We start from the raw sequence: 19,401 nt of genomic DNA on the forward strand, positions 1-19,401 counted from the left end.
TTTTACGGTCTTCCTTCCAACCGGCGCTCAAGCAGCAGGCGGGCATTAAGCGGTGTCTTATGATTTCAAGATCATCTCCAAAAGAGTGGGTGAAAAAATCAGGGGTCAAGGGGTCAAGGATTCCAGGGGTCAAGTGAAGTGCTGAAACATTACAAGGAGCTAAAGGTTTGGCAGAAGTCTTATCAATTATGCTTGGAGATTTATAAAATAACAAAAAGATTTCCTGGAGAAGAAAGATAGTGATATCAAGGAGGTTGAGCGGATGCTCAAGGCACTGATAAAGTCACTGGGAAACAAGCACTTGACCCCTTGAACCCTGGAATCCTCGAACCCTTTTTACCCACTAAATGGGAGAAGAACCTGATTTTATAAAGCATGTGCCTGGAGGCGGTTCATGAACAGGAACAGGATTCTGCTGGTAGACGATGAACCAGGCGCCTTGGAGATCCTGGCGGGTATACTCGGGCAGGAGAACTATGAGGTGGTTACCGCACAGGACGGAGAGGAGGCCCTTTCCATTTTGAAGGAATCATCGTTTGACCTGGTTCTCACGGATTTGAATATGCCGAAGATCAATGGACTGGAACTGATCAGGAGAATCCAGCAGGTCGATCCGGTTTTGATGACGATTGTCCTGACCGGCTGCGGCACGATCGATAATGCCGTGGCGGCCATGAAGGCCGGGGCATACGACTACACCACGAAACCATTCAAAATCGACGAACTCATATTGACGGTGAAGCGCGCCCTGGAATACCGGACGCTGAAGACCCAGAATAAGAATCTGAAACGTCTGGTCGGCGAGGCGTCCAGTTTCAGGAACATCATCGGTGACAGCGAGGGGATGCAGCGGGTGGAAAGCCTGATACACAAGGTCTCGGATGCGGATACCACGGTTCTGATCCAGGGGGAGAGCGGGACCGGCAAGGAACTGGTGGCCCGGGCCATCCATTTCAACAGCCCAAGGGCTGACGCCCCTCTGATTCCCATCAACTGCGCGGCGATCCCGAGAGACCTCCTGGAAAGCGAGCTTTTCGGCCATGTCAAGGGGGCGTTCACCGGGGCGGCCCTCTCACGGATCGGACGCTTCGAACTTGCGGATAAAGGGACGCTCTTTTTGGATGAGATCGGTGAGATGCCTCCGGAGCTTCAGGTTAAAATCCTGCGCGTGCTTCAGGAGCAGCAGTTTGAACGGGTTGGAGGGACCAAGACCATACAGATCAACGTCCGGATCATTGCGGCCACGAATAAAGACCTGGAAAAGGAAATCAAAAGGGGGATGTTCCGGGAGGATTTATACTACCGATTAAATGTCATTCCCATTCATATTCCCCCCTTGAGGGATCGGATATCCGACATCCCTCTCCTCATCCGGCATTTCTTGAACCGGTTCAACCATGAGAGGAACCGGAATCTCAAAGGTTTTACCAAGGAAGCCCTGCAATGTCTGGAATCCTATGCTTGGCCCGGCAATGTCAGAGAGCTCGAGAACCTGGTCGAACGGATGATTATTCTTTGTGAAGGGGAATGGGTCTGTATAGAGGATATCCCGGAGAAGTTTCATGCCCCCATGAAACTTCAATCCATCCGGTCCGTTGATTTCCCGGAGCAGGGGATCGCCCTGAATGAAGCCGTCGAATCTTTTGAAAACGAACTGATCATCAAGGCGTTAAAGCAGGCCGGCGGAGTGAAAAGCAAGGCGGCAAAACTCCTCAATCTGAACCGAACCACCCTCCTGGAAAAGATCAAAAAGAAGAAACTGAACGGCTGGGCCGAAGATGCCGCCGGCACGCATTGATAATATGAGCCTGAGGCGGCGGATGTCAAAGGATTGCCGGCAGACATAACTTTGACAGGCCCATCGTCCAATCTGCACGCCGTACCCTATTCCCATACCCTTTTTTGCCTCAAGTCGTTTCTCACCTTATAGCAGCAACACCCTGTAAACAAAAAATAAAAAATTATTATGTTCAAACAATGCCGTGTATTCAGCTTTTGGCATATAACTTGCTTTTAAAACCGCGTAGTGAAATTTAACGGCGCAGGAGATGAAAAAGGACATCCTGTATGCAGACTCGGCCCCATCAACGTCGTGAGATATCAGAAACCATGGGAAGAAATCCGGACCAAGCTGAGACGCTGCTGCATACCGTGAACCCGGAGCATGGAAGGCATGTCAAGGTGATTTCCATCACGAGCGGCAAGGGGGGCGTCGGCAAGACGAATGCGGCAGCCAACCTGGGTGTCGCTCTTGCCGGTCTCGGGAAAAAAGTGATGATACTGGACGCCAATCTGGGCCTTGGGAATCTGGATGTCCTTCTGGGGGTCAGCCCCAGGTACAATATAAACGATGTGATCGCCGGACGGAAGAGAATCCGTGATATCGTCATCCAGGGACCCGGGGGAATCCGAATCCTTGCATCGGGTTCGGGGCTTTATGATGTCACGGAACTTTCCAACGGTCAGAAGACCGATCTGATCACCCAGATGGACGAACTGGATGACGACATAGATTTTCTTCTGATCGACGCCGGATCGGGAATCTCGGAAAATGTCATGTTCTTCAATACGGCGGCGCATGAGATCATCGTGGTGGCATCTCCTGAACCGACGACCATCACCGATACCTATGCCCAGATGGCCGTTATGTCGCAAAACCATGCTCAAAACCGGTTCCAATTACTGATCAATTCCGTGACGTCCGAAGAAGAAGCCAAGGGCGTTTATAAAAAACTCTGCAACATCACGGACCGTTTTCTCAATATTTCATTAGACTACCTCGGATATATTCTTTTTGATCCGGATATGACTCAAGCGGTACGGAGACAGAAGGCCATTGTCGAGATCCTTCCGGAGTCTCCGGCCAGTCAATGTTTCCGAAGAATCGCACGGGGCATGGCGGCGGCGCCATCCGACATGGTCTCTCCCAAAGGCAGCATCCAGTTTTTTTGGAAGAGACTTTTTCAGGTTGCCTGACTCAGTGCTCAGCGGCCATGATCAGAGATGCCGTAAGTCCTATGCAGGAGGGATGAAATGAACAAGGCTCAGGGAAGATACAAAAAAAATTCGGCGGAGCTGGATGCCTTGAGGAGAAATGAGATCATTCTGGAGTATGCGCCGCAGATCAAGTTCATCGCTCACCGGCTCGCCATGCGTCTTCCTTCCCATGTGGATCTGGAGGATCTGATCAATTCAGGAGTCATCGGACTGATGGACGCCGTCGAGAAGTTTGATCCTTCCAGAAACATCCAGTTTAAGACTTACGCGGAGTTCAGGGTCAGAGGCGCGATGCTGGATGATTTGCGCTCACGGGACTGGATCCCGCGCTCGGTCCGTCAGAAATCCGCTGTGCTGGAGAAGACCTATGCGGAAATCGAACAGCGGGTCGGAAGGCCGGCTTCCGACGAAGAGGTTGCCGGGGCATTGAACATCACCATGGATGATTTTTATGACCTCTTGAATCGTACAAGAGGGCTGTCTTTGGTCAGTATAGAACCCGAAGATGAGGATTCAGGAATTTCCAGAAAGATCCGGGAATCCCTGGTTGCAGACGCTGAGGAAAATCCCTTCAACGTCCTGAAAAAGAAGGAATTGCAGATGCTGATGGCCAAGGCCATAGGTGAGCTCCCGGATCACGAAAAAAAAGTGGTCTCTCTCTATTATTATGATGAGCTGACCATGAAGGAGATCGGTAAGGTTCTAAATATTACGGAGTCGAGGGTCTCCCAGATTCACACGAAGGCCATGCTCCGTATGAGGGGTAAATTGAGGAGGTATCTTGAAGGGTAACTGCCGGGCGCAGTCTCTGACGCCTTGACGATCTGATACGACTGGCCTTCAGCCCAGGTCCTTCCATAGACGGCGTTTCATACCCCGAGTGATCGGCATCTCCTCTCCTGGAAAGGTAAGATGACGGGAAAACGGATCTTAATCGTGGATGACGACAGTATCATCAGGAAGTTTATCTCCTTTGCCCTGAGAACCCAGGGATTGGAGGTCATCACCGCACAGGACGGCATAGAGGCGCTGGAAATATTAGCCGTCCGGAACGTCTGCCTCGTCATCACCGATCTGAACATGCCGAGGATGGACGGCTTTAAATTGATCCGTCAAATACGGAATCTTGCTGAAACCTCCAATCTGCCGGTGATGATGCTGACCACGGAGGCGGATGAAGAAAGCCGGACTTTAGGATTCCAGGCCGGGGCTACTGAGTATATGATCAAGCCCATATCCAGAGAGAACCTTTTGGCGAAAGTCCTGCCGTTGATCGGGATGAGCGGGGTCCCGGCTTGAAAATCAAATGGATCAAGCTGAACAGGCTTCTTCGGTACAAGGTCTGCATGGAGAAAATCATGAACCACGGATGAGAAAGGTCCATCAATAGGTCAGGCCTATGTTTGATGAGAAGTTCCGGGATGAGATGCAGGAGATGATCGATGATTTCATCAAGGAGACCAGGGAGAACCTCTCCAAGCTGGAATCCGATCTTATCGACCTGGAGAAAGATCCGGAAAACCAGGAATTGTTGAACGGCGTTTTCCGTATCATGCATTCTCTTAAAGGATCTTCCGGGTTTCTCGGATTGTCCGGGATCGCCGAAGCGGCCCACCGGTCGGAGAGCCTCCTCAATCAGTTGAGACGAGGGGCCGTGATGTTGACTCCGGAAGTCATGGATGTGATTTTACAGGCGGTGGATCGCATCAAGGCGGGGCTTCTCGAAATCAAAACAGGGAAGGAGGCCGTTGGACCCGGCGGCAGGCTTCCCGATCAAAAAAAGCGGGAAGAACCGGATCTTCTGAAAACCGGTCTTCAGGGAAAAACGCGCCTTGATTCCGGCCAAGATCAGACCGTACGCGTCGACGTGGAACGGCTCGACACCCTGATGAATTTGGTTGGGGAAATGATTCTTGCACGGAACCGGCTGTTCAAGATCAACCGGGAACTGGAGGCAGCCTATGGCGATGATGAGAAGATCCAGTCTCTAATGGATGCCGTCCTTCATTTTGGATCCCTGACCGAGGATCTGCAGACGGCCGTGCTCAAGACCCGCATGCAGCCGATGCAAAAGGTTTTCAGTAAAATACCAAGAATAGTGCGAGATCTTTCAAAAGGGAACATGAAATGGATAGATGTCCTGGTCTCCGGAGGGGATACGGAGGTGGACAAATCCATCATTGAAGAGATCACGGATCCCCTGATGCATCTGATCCGAAATGCCGTGGATCATGGCATTGAGGCCCCGGACATTCGGAGGCTTCATGGAAAACCTGAGACAGGGAAAATAGGTGTTGCAGCGGTTTATGCGGGTGATCAGATTGTGATTGAAGTCGAAGATGACGGGATGGGAATGGATCCGGAAAAACTGCGCCTAAAAGCGGTGGAGAAAAAATGGCTGGATCCGGCCTCGGCGGAAAGACTCCAGGAAAAGGAATGCCTGAACTTGATTTTCATGCCGGGATTCAGCACGGCGGAAGAGGTTACGGAAACCTCCGGCCGCGGGGTCGGCATGGATGTGGTCAAAACAAACATCGGGAGGCTCAACGGCTCCATCACCCTGGAGAGCCATGCCGGAAAAGGGACCCGATTCCTGATCCGTGTTCCGGTTTCCGTGGCCATCATCAGGGCCTTGATGATCGGTGTGGGAAAGGAGACATTTGCAGTTCCCCTGAGTTCCGTGATCAGGACCCTGTGTCTTTCCGCCCAAGAAATGAATACCATCCGGGAGACGGAAGCCGTCAGGATCGGCGGTGAGCTCGTTCCTCTGATTCAACTTTCCCAAGAGTTTGATATTCCACTTTCCGGAATGGAAGTCGGCGCCAGGATGTATATCGTCCTGATCAAAGCGGCGGAGAAGAAGGCCGCGCTGATGGTATCGGAGATCCAAGGGCAGGAGGAGATCGTGATTAAACCCCTTTGCCATGACCTTGGAACGAACCGTGTATTTTCAGGCGCAACGGTCAACGGCGGAGGGAAGGTGGTCATGATTCTCGATGCCGGCGGGCTGATCGGTCAACATGTCATGGTATGACCTGTTCTTGCTTTTCGTATGGCGCGATTAAAATATGAGTATGACGGATCTGAAAAAGTTTATACGTGTATTGGTTGTTGATGACTCATTTTTTATGAGGGTGACCGTCAAAAGACTGCTCGAGACCGATCCGGAGATTCAAGTCGTCGGTCTGGCAAGGGACGGGATGGAAGCGCTTGAGAAGGTCCATGCGCTGAATCCGGATGTGGTGACCCTGGATATCGAGATGCCGGTCATGGACGGTCTTGAGGCGCTCAGGATTATTATGGAAGAAAGGCCTCTTCCCGTGCTGATGCTGAGTTCAGTGACTCAGGAAGGGGCCGTACAAACCCTTCAGGCATTGGACATGGGGGCTGTGGATTTCATTCCGAAGCGTGTCCAGTATATGAATACAGGGATCATCGGGATGAGGGATACCCTGATTCAGAAGGTCAGGGCCTGCGCCGTATCCCATCCGGCTCGTAAGAGCAAAAAGCGGATCTTTGAGCCGGACGTCAAAAAGAAATGGGTGGATGCCGGCTTTGAGAAGGCCTTCCAGGTTGTGGCCATCGGGGCCTCCACAGGGGGGCCTTGCGCCCTCAATGATGTGATTCCTTATCTTCCTGAAGATCTGCCTGCCGCCGTGCTGATCGTACAGCATATGCCCAAAGGATATACAAAGGCCCTTGCCGACCGGCTGAGCCGAATAAGCAAAATCACCGTGAAGGAAGCCGAAGACGGAGAGGAAATCGTTCCCGGCCGCGTCCTGATCGCCCCTGCAGGAGAGAATCTTTCGGTCATCCGAAACAAGCAGGGAAGGGGGGTGATCAGGCTCTTCATGGGACTCGATCAATCCGGATTTTGTCCGTCCGTTGATGTCATGATGCGTTCCGTGGCCGAGGTCTACAAAGATCGGGCGGTGGGAATCCTGATGACCGGCATGGGGCATGACGGCATGGAAGGAATGAAAGCCATCAAAGAGAACCTCGGGAAGACCATGGCCCAGGACCAGGAGAGCTGTGTGGTTTACGGCATGCCCAGATCCGTAGTGGAGATAGGCATTGTGGATCATATCGTGCCGTTGAGCCGTCTTTCCGAAAGGATTGTCGGCTGCATTGAGACGGAATGGGAAAGGGATATACAAAAGAGGAGAGCGGCGGCATCATGAAGATCAAACATCAAATGACCATTTTTGCAATTCTTGTTTCGCTGGGTCTTCTTTTCCTGAGCGGGCTCACCTACCGGCTCCTGGAGGAACTGAAGTCCGCCCATATCCAAACGATCCCATACGGCGTGGAGGCGCCTGAATCCGGGCCGGACCGGAAAGGAGAAGCGATACCGGATATGGAAGAGATGAAGGCAAGGATCAGCGGAGTTGAAGAGACCCTCTTTCCCGTGATCTTCGGGATCTTATGTCTTAATGGGTGTCTGATGTTTGTTTTATCAAGGAAGGTTTCGGATTCGCTCGGCAGGCTCTCCGACCTGACAGGATACATCGCATCCGGTGACTTTGTCTCTCAAGCGGATCCTGTGGAGACCCGCGACGAATTCGGCGGTCTTTATGAAAACCTCCTTCGGATCAAGACGGGTCTGGGCCGTATCCTCCAGGATGTCGCCGCCCTTGGAACGCAGGTGGCCGGTTCTGCTGAGGAACTGCACGTCACCTCCGAGCAGATTGCGGCCGGCATGAAGGATCAGAACCGGAAGGAGGACTTTATTGCAACGGCCATTGAAGAGATGAACAAGACCATACAAAACGTGGCGCATAATGCCTCGGAATCCTTTCATGCAGCGGAAAAAATGGTTGAGATGGCGGAGCAGGGAAACCGAAAGACCGGTGAAACCATCCAATCCATGGACCAGGTTTCCAAGATCCTGCATGAGGTCGGCGATATGGGAGGGTCCCTTTCCAGGAGGACGCAGGAGATCGGCAAGATTACCAAGGTGATTCATGACATCGTTGCAGAGACCCGTATTCTGGCCTTCAACGCGGCGATTGAGGCGGCCCATGCCGGGGAGCAGGGTAGAGGATTCGCCGTTGTGGCCGATGAAGTGCGGAAACTTTCAGAGAGAACCTCCAAGGCCACCCAGGAGATCGACAGGATGATCCAGGAGATCCAGGACGAAACCGGAGATACGGTTGCCGCCATGTGTGAGGGGATTGAAGACGTGGAGCAAGGGACCCTGAAGGCCCGGGAGTCTGGCGATGCCCTGCAGAAGATTGTCGAGAGCGTGACACAGGTGAAGGACATGATCATGCAGATCGCCAGATCCACCGAGGAGGAGAGCCAAACCTCGGACGAGATTGCCAGGAACGCCCAAGACATATCACAGGTCAGCAGGGAGACCATGAAAGGAAGCGAGACGTCTTTGAATGCCTGCGGGGAATTGAGCGCGCTTGCATCGGAACTTCTTCATAGGTTGTCGGTCTTTCAGGTTAAGAAATGAGTGAAGGCGGTTGAAGGCCGCTGATTCCCGGACCGTGTTGGAAGGCATCATGACCGGTGATCTTTTAAAAGAAAAGGCGGAAGAGGTCTCATGGATCCAGCTCGTTACTTTTTTTGTGCACAGGGAAGAGTACGCATTGGATATCCGGTCTGCCCAGGAGATACTCCGTATTCCCGAAGTTACCCGCGTCCCCAAGACGCCGTTTTTTCTTATGGGAGTGATGAACCTCCGTGGAAAAATCATCCCGATTGTGGATTTAAGGAAAAGACTCGGAATCTCTTCTTCCGCTCCCTCACCGGAAGATTCACGGGTTATCGTCGTGAACGATGACGGCAAGGTATCGGGGCTGGCCGTGGATTCCATGTCTCAGGTCTTGAGAATTGAGGCATCATCTATTGATCCCGTTCCATCGTTTTTTGAATCCCAATCTCCTGCGGAATTCATCCATGGGGTGATCCGATTGAACGGCCGGCTGTTGATTGTTCTGGACCTGAAAATTCTGCTGTCCGATCCAATCTGAAGATACTCTTGCAGACCCTTCCAGATTCTTTTTTGTCATATTTTTGGTGAATAAAATATTGTCTAAATGGGCTAAGTGTATTAAAATAAAATAAAAACGCTTTTAGTTCATTCAACTTCCATCATTTCACTCTTTTGGAGACCTTGTGTGCGGAATTGCAGGGATTGCGGGGAAAAGTGACCCGGCGTGCGTGGAGAGGATGTGTGATGCCCTTTTTCACCGAGGCCCGGATGATCAGGGGATCTTTTCAGAAAAGGAGGTCACCCTCGGCATGAGGCGTCTTGCCGTCATTGATTGTCAGGGGGGCCGTCAGCCGATCTCTAACGAGGATGCATCCGTCTGGATCGTATTCAATGGAGAAATCTATAATTTTCATGAAATACGCTCCGGGCTGGCGCGGCGCGGCCACAAGTTTACGACCTCATCGGATACCGAGGTCATCGTCCATCTCTATGAAGAATACGGCGAGGAATGTCTCAACCATCTTCGGGGGATGTTTGCCTTTGCCGTCTGGGACAGAGAAAAAGAGACCCTCTTTCTTGCCAGGGACCGGCTGGGGATCAAGCCTCTATTTTATACCTTTGACGGGAAATGCCTTGTTTTCGCCTCTGAAGTCAGGGCCCTTCTAAGCGCCGGGATATCCACGGACGGGTTGGATCCTGGGGCTTTGAATGATTTTCTGACCTACCTCTATGTGCCTGCGCCCAAGTCCATGTTCCGTTCCATCCGAAAGCTTCCTCCGGGCCATACCCTGACGTATTGCAGGGGGAAGATCAGGATCAGGCGGTATTGGAATCTTCATCTGCAGGAGGGTCATTCCCGTTTAACAGGCCGCCGCGAGGCTGAATACAGGGAAGAGGCGGAATCCCTGCTTCGTGAATCCGTCCGGATGCACCTGGTGAGCGATGTCCCGCTGGGGGCATTCCTGAGCGGAGGGATGGACTCCGGAAGCCTTGTGGCCCTGATGTCCGAATATTCCGGCGGGCCGGTCAAGACCTTCTCCATCGGTTACGGCGAGGAGGATGCCTCCTATAACGAACTCGATTCAGCGCGCATGACGGCCGATTTCTTCGGCGCCGATCATCACGAATTCATCCTCCAGCCGGACGTGGTGTCTCTGATCCCTGAAATCATCCGCGCGATGGGCGAGCCTTTCGCGGACTCATCCGCCATCCCGACCTATCTGATCTCACGGGAGACGAAAAGATACGTGACCGTTGCCTTGAGCGGGATCGGAGGGGACGAGGTCTTCACCGGGTATCCGAGATACCTGGGCGTCCGGCTCTCAAGGATCTACGATTCGGTTCCCTATTCCGTCAGAAGGTATCTCTTCTCTCCCCTGGCCGGACGGCTCCCCGAGAGTACACGGAGCAGGAATGTCGCCGGATGGATCAAACGGTTTGTCAGAGGAGGGCTCATGGATCCGGTGTCACGGTATCTAAGCTGGATCTCCTTTTTCAGCCCGGAGATGAAAGGGGCCCTGTATTCGGATGACTTCAAGGATCTGCTCGTGAGCTGTGATGAGACCGATATCCACAGGACGTTCATGGGTCAGGAGACAAAACTCGATGAGGTGCAGAGGGTATCCTATCTTGATCTGAACACCTACCTTCCTGATGACCTCCTGTTCATGGGCGACGCCATGAGTATGGCCCATTCCCTGGAACTTCGGGTTCCTTTCTGCGACCATCATCTGATCGAATTCATGATCAATGTCCCGGCAAAGATCAAGATGAACGGGTGGCATTTAAAGGGAATGCTCAAGTCCATGATGAAAGATGTGCTTCCTCGAGAGATTCTGATGAAGAAGAAACAGGGCTTCATGGTGCCGATCGGCGCGTGGTTCAAACGGGACCTGCAGGGGTTCGTACGCGAGACCCTTTTGTCGCAGCAAGCCATGGGAAGAGGGGTCTTTAACGCCGGTTTTGTTGAACGGATGATCGAAGACCATTTCCAGGGGAGGCAGGTCCTCACCCACCAGATCTGGGCGCTGCTGACTTTTGAGATATGGTGCAGGCTCTTTATGGACCGGGAGGCATGTCCGGAAAAGGAGTCTGTTATGTGTGGCCCTATTCGTAAATACGATGGCATTCGAGTACCGTAGGGCGTTCGGATCAAAGTTGCGCTCCCTGCGACGTACCACAGAGGTTACGCCTCAGTCGCGCGCCTTGATGAGACCACCCTACGATCCTCTCGATGCTTCATCCTATTTACGAACAGGGCCACCAAGTCAGACAAGGTAAGGTGATGATGAGAGGCGGCGGATTTCTTCCCAAGAGGATCCTGGTGGTCAAGGCGGCGGGGATCGGTGATCTGATTCTTGCCGTTCCGGCGCTCAGGGCGCTCCGCGCAAGGTTCCCTGATGCGGCCATTGATCTTCTGGCGACCCCGAAGTGCAAGGATCTCTTAAAGCATTGCCCTTATCTGGACGATATCTATGTGATCCGAACCCAGGGCATGGCCAACCGGATCAAGGTCAAGGATCTTTGGGATATTCTCAGCCTGCTCTACCGGTTGAGGAAAAAACGGTATGACCTGCTGATCAACCTTTATCACCTCTTCTCGGACAGAGGGGCCTTCAGGATGAAGATCCTTTGCAAGGCCATCAAGGCAGGATTGACGGCCGGAAGAAACACGGACGGCAGGGGAGGATTCTACGATCTTTCGATCTTCGATTCGTGGGATGATCCGTCTTATGAACAAAGGCACGAGGTGGAACTGAACCTGGATGTGGTCAACCTGCTGGGAGCTTTTGATCCGGGCGATGGTCCCGAGTTTTTTGTGGATGATCGGGATCGTGCATCTCTGCAAAAGGTTCTGGACCGGCAAGGGATTTCATCAGGGGAAGGCCCCTGCATCATCCTGAATATAGGGGGGGATGCCGTGTACAAGCGTTGGCCTGAGGAGGATTTTGCCGTGCTCGGTGATCTGCTTTCCGAAAGGATTTCCGCAAGGCTCATCCTTGTCGGGGGGGAGGAGGACCGTTTTGTGGCTGATGGCGTCATCACGAAGATGAAAGCAAGGGCGGCGGATTTGGTGGGGAGACTCCGCATTCCGGAACTTGCGGCATTGATCGAGACCTCTGATCTCATGGTGACCAATGACACGGGCCCCATGCATCTTGCCGCGGCCCTAAGAATACCCGTGATCGCTCTCTTCGGGCCTGGGAAACCCGGCCGGTATGGACCGTATGGGCCTGAAGGGTTCCATGTGGTCATTCATCACCCTGTGTCATGCAGCCCGTGCACGGATTTTACATGCACAGAGCGGGAATGCATGAGAAAGATCCGGCCTGAAGAGGTCTTTCAAAAAATCGTTGAGCGTCTCGCCTTGAGACAGGAGACATGCCTGTGAAGAGAATCAGGGTCCTTCATGTCCATACCCTCCCCGTGGTGAGCGGCTCCGGGATCAATACCTACCTGACCATGAAGGGGATTCCCGTTGATCGTTTTGAATCGGCCCTGGCTTGCGCCCCAGGAGGAAAGTTGAACGAGATCGTGCGGGAGGCCGGGATGAAGGTCCATGAAGTACGAAACCTGGTCCAGCCGATTCACCCGCTGAAGGACGTCCTTGCGCTCTTTGAGATCATCAGGATCCTCAGACGGGAGAAGATCGACATCGTCCATACCCACAACTCCAAGGCAGGCTTCCTCGGAAGATTGGCGGGAAGGCTCGCAGGGACGCCGGTTATCATCCACACGGTGCATGGGTTTGCCTTTCACCAGTCAGAGTTCTTTCTGCGCCGCACGATCTTCAGGCTTCTGGAGAGACTGGCTGCTCCCTGGGCGGATCATACGATCTTTATTTCCCAGCCCATGATTGACTGGGCCGGGAAGGAAGGGATCCTGAGAGGGGCATCGTATTCGAAAATCTACAGCGGGATTGACCTGAATGCGTTTCATGGATACGGGAAAAAGGAACAAGGGAGTCTCAGGGAGGAACTCGGACTTGACAAAAAGAGCCGCGTCATCGGGTTTGTCTCGAAACTCTGGGAAGGGAAGGGGCATGACGTCGCGCTTTCCGCCATGGCCCATGTGGTGAAAGAGATACCGGATGCCAAGCTTCTTCTGGTAGGAGAAGGCCCCCTCAGGCCGAAACTTGAGGAACTGAGCAGGAATCTAAGGATTGAGAGTTCTGTGGTCTTCGCGGGATTCCGGACGAAGATTGCAGAGATCACCTCTTTATGCGAACTTTGTATCCTCCCCTCGTTTTTTGAAGGGATGGGCCGCGTCCTCCTCGAGGCCGGCGCCTGCGGCAAGCCGGTTGTCGCGTCCAATGTGGGAGGGATTCCCGATGTGGTTGTGGAGGGCGTCACCGGATTGCTTGTTCCGCCGGGAGATCCGGCCGCCCTGTCCGATGCCGTGCTCAGGTTGATGCGGGAGCCGAAATTAATCATAAAGATGGGCGAGGCCGCGAGGAAAAGAATCAACGAGAAATACGACGCCGGGACCATGGTCAGAGAAATCACGGCGTTGTATGATGTCTATCTTAAAATTTGTTAGTTTAGACCTCTGGATGTTTTCCCCCCTTTGGAAAAAGGGGGTTAGGGGGGATTTTTTCACATGCACGACCAGAAATCCCCCTCCATTCCCCTTTTGCAAAGGGGGACTTAAAAGCAAAGGGAAGGTCGGGTGACATCATGGATTCACCGGCATTTTATTCGGTCCTCTTTATTTCCTCCCTCCTGCTCTGCTGGATTCTGACACCCCTTGCAGGACGCCTGGCCCTCAGGCTGGGATGTGTGGACCGGCCCGGCGGGAGGAAGATCCACTCCAGAAATATTCCTTACTTCGGGGGGATCGCCGTCTTCGTTTCTTTTCTGACGGTCTTCATGGCGGTCTATTATTATTACATTCCCAGTATCTCCATTGAGGGGCGCAGGGTCATGTTCGGTTTTGTTTTCGGCGGAGGCCTGATCCTGATCACCGGCCTGATCGACGATATCCGTTCAGTCCGTCCCAGCGTGAAACTCATGGGGCAGGCCGCTGCAGGGGTCATCCTTGCCGTCCTGGGCTTCCGGATCGAGGTCTTGACCAATCCATTCGGCGGAGAGATCCATTTTGGCGCAATCATGGGCGGGATTCTCACGGTGATCTGGGTCGTGAGCATGGTCAATGCCATGAATCTCATTGATGGTCTGGACGGCCTGGCCTCAGGCATTGCCTTCATTGTCTCCGTGACGCTTTTTGCCGTGGCCATCAATCGGAACGATCCCATGGACATGGTCATCACGGCCATCCTGGCCGGGAGTTGTCTGGGGTTTCTTCACCACAATTTTTTCCCTGCCCGGATTTTTCTCGGCGACGCGGGGAGCATGTTCCTCGGCTTTGTTCTGTCGGTCATCGGTATCCACGGCATACAAAAGAGCGCGACGGTCATGGCGCTCCTGATTCCCCTTTCCGCACTGGCGGTGCCGGTGCTCGACACCCTGATGGCCTTGATCCGGCGGAGCAGGGTCAGGCGGGATCTCTTCTCGGCCGATCACGAACATCTGCACCACCGGCTGGTCAGGCTCGGCATCAGTGAGAAGAACGTGGTGCTCCTGATCTATTTTTTCTGCATCCATCTCGGGATTACGGCGTTTGTCCTGACCCTGATCCCTGTGGATTACACGCTGATCATCCTTCTCCTGATCGCCATGGGGATCATGCTCGGGATCAAGACCCTCGCATTTATTGAAGAGAAGATGGCCATCCGCCTGCGTGAATCGGAAAAAGAATCCATGCTTGACGAAGAGACCGGCCTCAGCAGCTACCGGTATTTTACCCGCAGGGTCATCGAGGAGATCAACAGCTGTGATCGTTATGACAAGCGGAAGTTCTCGCTCCTGATCTTTGAGATCAAAGGGCTCATTTCTTTCTTGGATCCATTCAAGAAGATCGAGGAAAGGCGTAAACGCTTCCGGTCTGTGGGGCGGTTCTTTCAGGAGAATATCCGGTCCAGCGATCTGGTTTCCTTTCTTGGAAACGAATCCTTCGTGATCCTGACCCCGGAGCAAGGAGAGGGCAAGGATTACCTGGTCGAACGGTTGAAGACGATCTTTGAAAACATGAGGGCCGATCTCTTCGGCCCCCTGTCGGAGCAAAAGGTCGAGCTGAAGATCCGTGCAGTTGATTATCCGGGGAACCAGGGGCTTGTTCAGGATCTCCTACGCGATGCCATGGAGGTCTCATGAAGGGATGCATGATCCGGGTTATTTTCCTTTTGTGCGCGGCGCTTTGGATCATGACTCCATGCCGATCAGCCCATGCCGAGGGCTTTCTACCCCTGACCGGCGCCGTGCATGTCCATTCCTCGGATTTCAGCAGCGGGGACCATACCCTTTCCGATCTGGTCGACATGGCCAGGAAACGCGGGCTGGACGTGATCGTTCTGACCGACCATGATCGCATCGCCTTGTCCTATGGGATCCCCCCCTTCCGTCATCTGCTATCCTTGGGCTTTTCACGGAACTCTGTCCTGAAGCGGGGGGCGCGTCAATATCTTGATGCGGTCAACAAGCTCAATGCCGAGAACCCGGACATGATTTTAATACCGGGGATCGAATCCGCCCCGTTTTATTACTGGACCGGATCCATCTTCAAGGGGAACCTGACGGTCCACGGGTTGAGAAAACATATCCATGTGATCGGGCTGACCAACCCTGATGACATTGAACATCTCCCCATTCTCGAAAGCGGGTTCTCGACCCGGTATGTCATGAAACTCCTTCCCCGGTTCCTTCTATTCTTCGGGATCATTCTCTTGAGCCTGGTCCTGATCACCTGGAAGGGAATCTACAAAACTGCCGGGCGGATTTTACTCCTTCTCGGCGTCCTGGGAGCGTTGAATGCCCACCCGTTCAAGAGTTCACTCTTCGATCCTTACCATGGGAATCAGGGGGCAGCCCCATTCCAGGAGGTCATTGATTATGCGGATGCGCACGGCGGCATGACCTTCTGGGCCCATCCGGAAGCGAACTACGGGGTCACCGAAACCGGGCCCGACAAAAAAATCCTAAGATTCAAAATCCCCAGAGTTTTTATGCAAACAGAAAAGTATGCGTCGGATCTCATCACAACCCATGGTTATACCGGATTCGAATCCCTCTACGGGGATACGATCCATGCAACGGAGCCGGGCAAGGAATGGGACCAGGCGTTGATCCGATACTGTGATGGGGGAAGAAAAAAACCGGTCTGGGGGCTCTGCGGCCTGGACTTCCACAAGCAGGGGCAGAACTCGTGGTCCTATCTGGACAGGGGAGAGACCGTGTTCTGGGTTCAGGAAAAGACCTGTGAACAAGTCCTGAACGCCATGCGCAATGGAAGGATGTATGCCGTGTATCAGGGGGGGGATTCCAAAATCCGCCTGAATTCATTTTCACTGGCCTCTCAAGACGGGGAAAGCGAGATTTCCGGAGGGACCGTGGAAACCCGCGGAGAATCACTGAATCTTCATCTTAGCGTAAACTTCAGTGATGCGGCTCAGGTCCCCGTCCGGATCGAGATCATCGATTCCGGAAAGACCCTCTACACCCTCGAAGGGAAGACCCCTCTCAATGTGATACAGGATATTACACCGAGCAGGGCCAAAGGATATGTCCGTGCCGTAGTCCGGGCGGACAAGTACCGGATCGTCGCCAATCCGATCTTCTACAAGGATCCCACAAAGTTGACCCCTTGACCCCTTGACCCCTTGGCCCCTTGAACCCTATATTCCCCTACTGATCAGTATCCTCCCTCCCACCATCACCATGCGGATATGACGGTTATCCGTTCTGCTGATCAGATCCGAGGCCGGATCATTTACGCTTGACCGCTTCCATTCCACCGCGATCAGATCGGCCTCCTTTCCTGTTTTGATGGATCCGATCTCCGATGCAAGTCCCAGCCCCTCGGCCCCGCCCAGCGTGGCCATCCTCAGGAGAGAATCCGCTGTCATGGATGATGAGTCCTTGAATGATGAGTAAACATGCCGCATCTCATCCCAGAGAGAAAGCGTGGTGTTGCTGGCCAGGCTGTCCGTACCGAGCCCTACAGGGATCTTTTTTTGAATCAGGGCCGGAACCGGAGGCCGGCCCACACCGAGCATCTGGTTGCTCCGGGCGCAGACCACCACCTTGGCCCCTGCCTTCCGGATCCGGTCCATGTCTCCGGGGGAAAGGTGCACGCCGTGCGCGATCAGGAGCCGGTCCGTGACCAGCCCGAGCCTGTCCAGGTACAGTAGCGGAGAGACGACCTCCTTGGGATCGGGCTGATCCTGCCATTCCACGGCAGGGAACAGGCGGGACTTGATCCCCCCGCTATGTTCAAGGAAGTATTCCTGCTCTTCACGGGACTCGGCCACATGCATGGTATACGGCAAAGATTCTTTTTTCAAAAGCCCGGACAGTACGTACAGCCGCTCCTCGGAGAGGGTATAAGGTGTGTGCGGGGAGAGGCCCATGGTGATGAGTCCGCCTTGACTCTCATGGAGGCTCCGGATCTTCCCGGTCAGTTCATTTTTCCAATGTTCAGGATCTTTTTCGTCCCTGCCGAGGACTTCAAAGAAGACCACGCCTCGGAGACCTTTCTCTCTCAGGATCTCAGGGCTGATGGGTGTATTGGTGATCTCGCCGAAACAGGTCGTCCCGGATGACAGGCCTTGCTCCGCTCCGGCCCGTATGGATTCCTCAATTTCATCCGGGGTCATCTTTCTTTTTTCTCGGATCAGATCAAGAATCCAGGAGATAAAGTCCCCCTGATGGGAGAGGCGGTTCCGGAGCAGGGTCAGCTCCAGGTGCGTATGGGCATTGACCAGTCCCGGCATCAGCACACACCCCTTGAAGTCCCGCCTCGGAAGATCCGGATACCTGCGGCAGATGGATGGTTCGTCACCCACAGTCAGGATCTTCGAACCCTGAATGGCCACTGCGCCATGGTACAGGGGATGGGAGGAGACAGGAAGGATGCAGTCTGCGGTGAGGATCATGGGTACTCCTAAAATCTCAGCCTTAAAATGGTGATCCGAAAAGAGACCGGTTCAGAATAAGATGTCAGTGAATCGCTGTCAAGGGATTGTTGATTCAGGTAATGTATCATTCTTTGTGTCAGGGAAAGGAATGGGGTACATTAACGAGGTTGGAAAGGTTTTTCATTTATCAACCTAACTCGATAGGAGGTACCCCATGTCCGGTGTTGCGATTGTAAGTGTAAAGCAAGCGTTTAGAGAGATCAAGAGCTATGATTTGGATGGTTGGGAAAATATATATAGGGTATATATAGGGGGGGTATATATAGGGGGTCAAATCTTTATACTTGACAAACGGATCTTATTTGCATTATAAGATTCATCACGATGACCCGACCATTAAGAATACAGTATCCCGGAGCGGTCTATCATGTGACCTGCAGAGGGAATGAGAGGCGAAAGATATACCATGATGATACGGACAGAATAAAGTTTCTTGAAATCCTTGCGCAGACAAAAGGGATCTATACCGTCAAGATTCACGGTTACGTCCTCATGAGCAACCATTTCTGCCCCTCCTGTCACGCAAAAAAGGTGATTGAGTTCGGGGGCCGTCTTGGCCAGTCCATTCTTTATCCGGTGCCTCACCGCCAATATGTCTTCACCGTTCCGATACTGCTCCGTGTCTACTTCAAGTATGATCGGCGACTTCTCAGCAAACTCTGCCGATCCGCCTACGAGAGCCTGCTCATTTTTCTACGCACCACTCTCAAGCTTCCCCATGGCATCCCTGGGTGCATCATGACCATCCAAACCTTTGGAGAATATCCGGACCGCTTCCATCCCCACCTTCATGCATTGGTCTCGGACGAGCTTTTTAAGCGGGCCGGCACTTTTTATGTGATGCCCAAAGTTGATCTCAAATTTCTGGAGGAGATTTTCCGTGCTAAGGTCTTGGGCATGCTGAAGGCAGAGGGAAAGATCGGAGATGAGACGATCCGCAAGCTCTTGATCTGGCGTCATTTAGGTTTCAATGTTCACAATGGCGTGCGGATCAGAAGGTAGGATGCGGAGGGACGGGAGCGGCTCTCCCGGTATATTCTTCGAAACACCTTTTCGGTAGAGAAGATGAGCTATGCGGAAGAGACAGGTCATGTCATCTACCAGTCCAAAATGACGCATGGAAAGAACAAAAAGAACTTCGAGGTCTATGAGGCCACGGCGTTTATTGCCGCCATTACGCAACACATTCCGCAGAAATCATTCCAGATGGTCCGGTATTACGGATGGTATTCCAACCGATCCAGAGGTATGCGATTGAAACAGGGTATTCAGAGACCGGGGGATGAGACTCCAGAATCCGACCAGGCCTTCGAGATCATTGATGTAACGGAGCATGAGGTAAGGAAGATCCCCTCAAAGACATGGCGGGACTGTATCAAAAAGATCTACGAGGTGGATCCGCTATCTTGCCCGAACTGCGGCGGAGAGA

15 protein-coding genes and 1 pseudogene are annotated in these 19,401 nt (G+C 53.1%); 15 read left to right on the forward strand and 1 reads right to left on the reverse strand.

Annotated features, from left to right (window positions below; genetic code table 11):
* The first annotated feature begins 394 nt into the window (after positions 1-394).
* The 13 genes from AUK29_03030 (at position 395) to AUK29_03090 (ending at position 16,643) form a co-directional block, all read left to right on the forward strand.
* On the forward strand, positions 395-1,798 hold the full coding sequence (locus AUK29_03030) for a DNA-binding response regulator (GenBank protein ID OIP65189.1): 1,404 nt from the start codon (positions 395-397) through the stop codon (positions 1,796-1,798).
* Positions 1,799-2,097: 299 nt separating this feature from the next.
* On the forward strand, positions 2,098-2,976 hold the full coding sequence (locus tag AUK29_03035; GenBank protein ID OIP65202.1) for a hypothetical protein: 879 nt from the start codon (positions 2,098-2,100) through the stop codon (positions 2,974-2,976).
* Positions 2,977-3,033: 57 nt separating this feature from the next.
* Positions 3,034-3,789: an RNA polymerase subunit sigma gene (locus AUK29_03040; protein OIP65190.1), complete on the forward strand. Its 756-nt coding sequence runs from the start codon at positions 3,034-3,036 to the stop codon at positions 3,787-3,789.
* A gap of 120 nt (positions 3,790-3,909) precedes the next feature.
* Positions 3,910-4,296, forward strand: a complete 387-nt coding sequence (locus AUK29_03045) for a hypothetical protein (GenBank protein OIP65191.1) — start codon at positions 3,910-3,912, stop codon at positions 4,294-4,296.
* A gap of 100 nt (positions 4,297-4,396) precedes the next feature.
* On the forward strand, positions 4,397-6,031 hold the full coding sequence (locus AUK29_03050) for a hypothetical protein (protein OIP65192.1): 1,635 nt from the start codon (positions 4,397-4,399) through the stop codon (positions 6,029-6,031).
* A gap of 40 nt (positions 6,032-6,071) precedes the next feature.
* A complete protein-coding gene (locus tag AUK29_03055) occupies positions 6,072-7,178 on the forward strand; it encodes a hypothetical protein (GenBank protein ID OIP65193.1) in 1,107 nt (368 codons plus the stop codon).
* Positions 7,136-8,458 carry a hypothetical protein gene (locus tag AUK29_03060; protein ID OIP65194.1) on the forward strand — a complete coding sequence of 441 codons (1,323 nt, stop codon included), beginning with the start codon at positions 7,136-7,138 and terminating at the stop codon, positions 8,456-8,458. The genes AUK29_03055 and AUK29_03060 overlap by 43 nt, the downstream gene beginning before the upstream one ends.
* A 49-nt stretch (positions 8,459-8,507) precedes the next feature.
* Entirely contained in the window at positions 8,508-8,978 is a 471-nt protein-coding gene (locus tag AUK29_03065; GenBank protein OIP65203.1) for a hypothetical protein, read from the forward strand.
* 199 nt (positions 8,979-9,177) lie between these two features.
* Positions 9,178-11,082 carry an asparagine synthase (glutamine-hydrolyzing) gene (locus tag AUK29_03070; GenBank protein OIP65195.1) on the forward strand — a complete coding sequence of 635 codons (1,905 nt, stop codon included), beginning with the start codon at positions 9,178-9,180 and terminating at the stop codon, positions 11,080-11,082.
* Positions 11,083-11,174: 92 nt separating this feature from the next.
* Complete coding sequence (locus AUK29_03075) at positions 11,175-12,332, forward strand: hypothetical protein (protein ID OIP65196.1); 1,158 nt, start codon at positions 11,175-11,177, stop codon at positions 12,330-12,332.
* Positions 12,323-13,480: a hypothetical protein gene (locus AUK29_03080; protein OIP65197.1), complete on the forward strand. Its 1,158-nt coding sequence runs from the start codon at positions 12,323-12,325 to the stop codon at positions 13,478-13,480. The genes AUK29_03075 and AUK29_03080 overlap by 10 nt, the downstream gene beginning before the upstream one ends.
* A gap of 137 nt (positions 13,481-13,617) precedes the next feature.
* A complete protein-coding gene (locus AUK29_03085; protein OIP65198.1) occupies positions 13,618-15,153 on the forward strand; it encodes a hypothetical protein in 1,536 nt (511 codons plus the stop codon).
* Positions 15,150-16,643 carry a hypothetical protein gene (locus AUK29_03090; protein OIP65199.1) on the forward strand — a complete coding sequence of 498 codons (1,494 nt, stop codon included), beginning with the start codon at positions 15,150-15,152 and terminating at the stop codon, positions 16,641-16,643. Before AUK29_03085 ends, AUK29_03090 begins: the two co-directional genes overlap by 4 nt.
* Before the next feature lie 27 nt (positions 16,644-16,670).
* Here AUK29_03090 and AUK29_03095 read toward each other — a convergent pair whose 3' ends face one another.
* On the reverse strand, positions 16,671-17,930 hold the full coding sequence (locus AUK29_03095) for a hypothetical protein (protein OIP65200.1): 1,260 nt from the start codon (positions 17,928-17,930) through the stop codon (positions 16,671-16,673).
* Positions 17,931-18,341: 411 nt separating this feature from the next.
* On the opposite strand from AUK29_03095, the gene AUK29_03100 reads away from it, so the two are divergent.
* The gene (locus AUK29_03100; protein ID OIP65201.1) at positions 18,342-18,974 is read left to right on the forward strand and encodes a hypothetical protein; all 633 of its coding nucleotides are present in this window, start codon (positions 18,342-18,344) and stop codon (positions 18,972-18,974) included.
* Positions 18,975-19,037: 63 nt separating this feature from the next.
* Positions 19,038-19,401, forward strand: a pseudogene (locus AUK29_03105) (hypothetical protein).

The sequence above is a fragment of the Nitrospirae bacterium CG2_30_53_67 genome, assembly GCA_001873285.1.
Classification (GTDB): Bacteria; CG2-30-53-67; CG2-30-53-67; order CG2-30-53-67; family CG2-30-53-67; genus CG2-30-53-67.

Excerpts from the sequence above, each read along its gene's own strand:
- AUK29_03050 (OIP65192.1), top strand. The coding sequence starts at position 4,397 with ATGTTTGATGAGAAGTTCCGGGATGAGATGCAGGAGATGATCGATGAT.
- AUK29_03055 (OIP65193.1), top strand. The coding sequence starts at position 6,072 with ATGACGGATCTGAAAAAGTTTATACGTGTATTGGTTGTTGATGACTCA.
- AUK29_03075 (OIP65196.1), top strand. The coding sequence starts at position 11,175 with ATGCTTCATCCTATTTACGAACAGGGCCACCAAGTCAGACAAGGTAAG.
- AUK29_03095 (OIP65200.1), bottom strand. The coding sequence starts at position 17,930 with ATGATCCTCACCGCAGACTGCATCCTTCCTGTCTCCTCCCATCCCCTG.
- AUK29_03085 (OIP65198.1), top strand. The coding sequence starts at position 13,618 with ATGGATTCACCGGCATTTTATTCGGTCCTCTTTATTTCCTCCCTCCTG.
- AUK29_03045 (OIP65191.1), top strand. The coding sequence starts at position 3,910 with ATGACGGGAAAACGGATCTTAATCGTGGATGACGACAGTATCATCAGG.
- AUK29_03040 (OIP65190.1), top strand. The coding sequence starts at position 3,034 with ATGAACAAGGCTCAGGGAAGATACAAAAAAAATTCGGCGGAGCTGGAT.
- AUK29_03060 (OIP65194.1), top strand. The coding sequence starts at position 7,136 with ATGGGAAAGGGATATACAAAAGAGGAGAGCGGCGGCATCATGAAGATC.
- AUK29_03070 (OIP65195.1), top strand. The coding sequence starts at position 9,178 with ATGTGTGATGCCCTTTTTCACCGAGGCCCGGATGATCAGGGGATCTTT.
- AUK29_03065 (OIP65203.1), top strand. The coding sequence starts at position 8,508 with ATGACCGGTGATCTTTTAAAAGAAAAGGCGGAAGAGGTCTCATGGATC.
- AUK29_03080 (OIP65197.1), top strand. The coding sequence starts at position 12,323 with ATGCCTGTGAAGAGAATCAGGGTCCTTCATGTCCATACCCTCCCCGTG.
- AUK29_03030 (OIP65189.1), top strand. The coding sequence starts at position 395 with ATGAACAGGAACAGGATTCTGCTGGTAGACGATGAACCAGGCGCCTTG.
- AUK29_03090 (OIP65199.1), top strand. The coding sequence starts at position 15,150 with ATGAAGGGATGCATGATCCGGGTTATTTTCCTTTTGTGCGCGGCGCTT.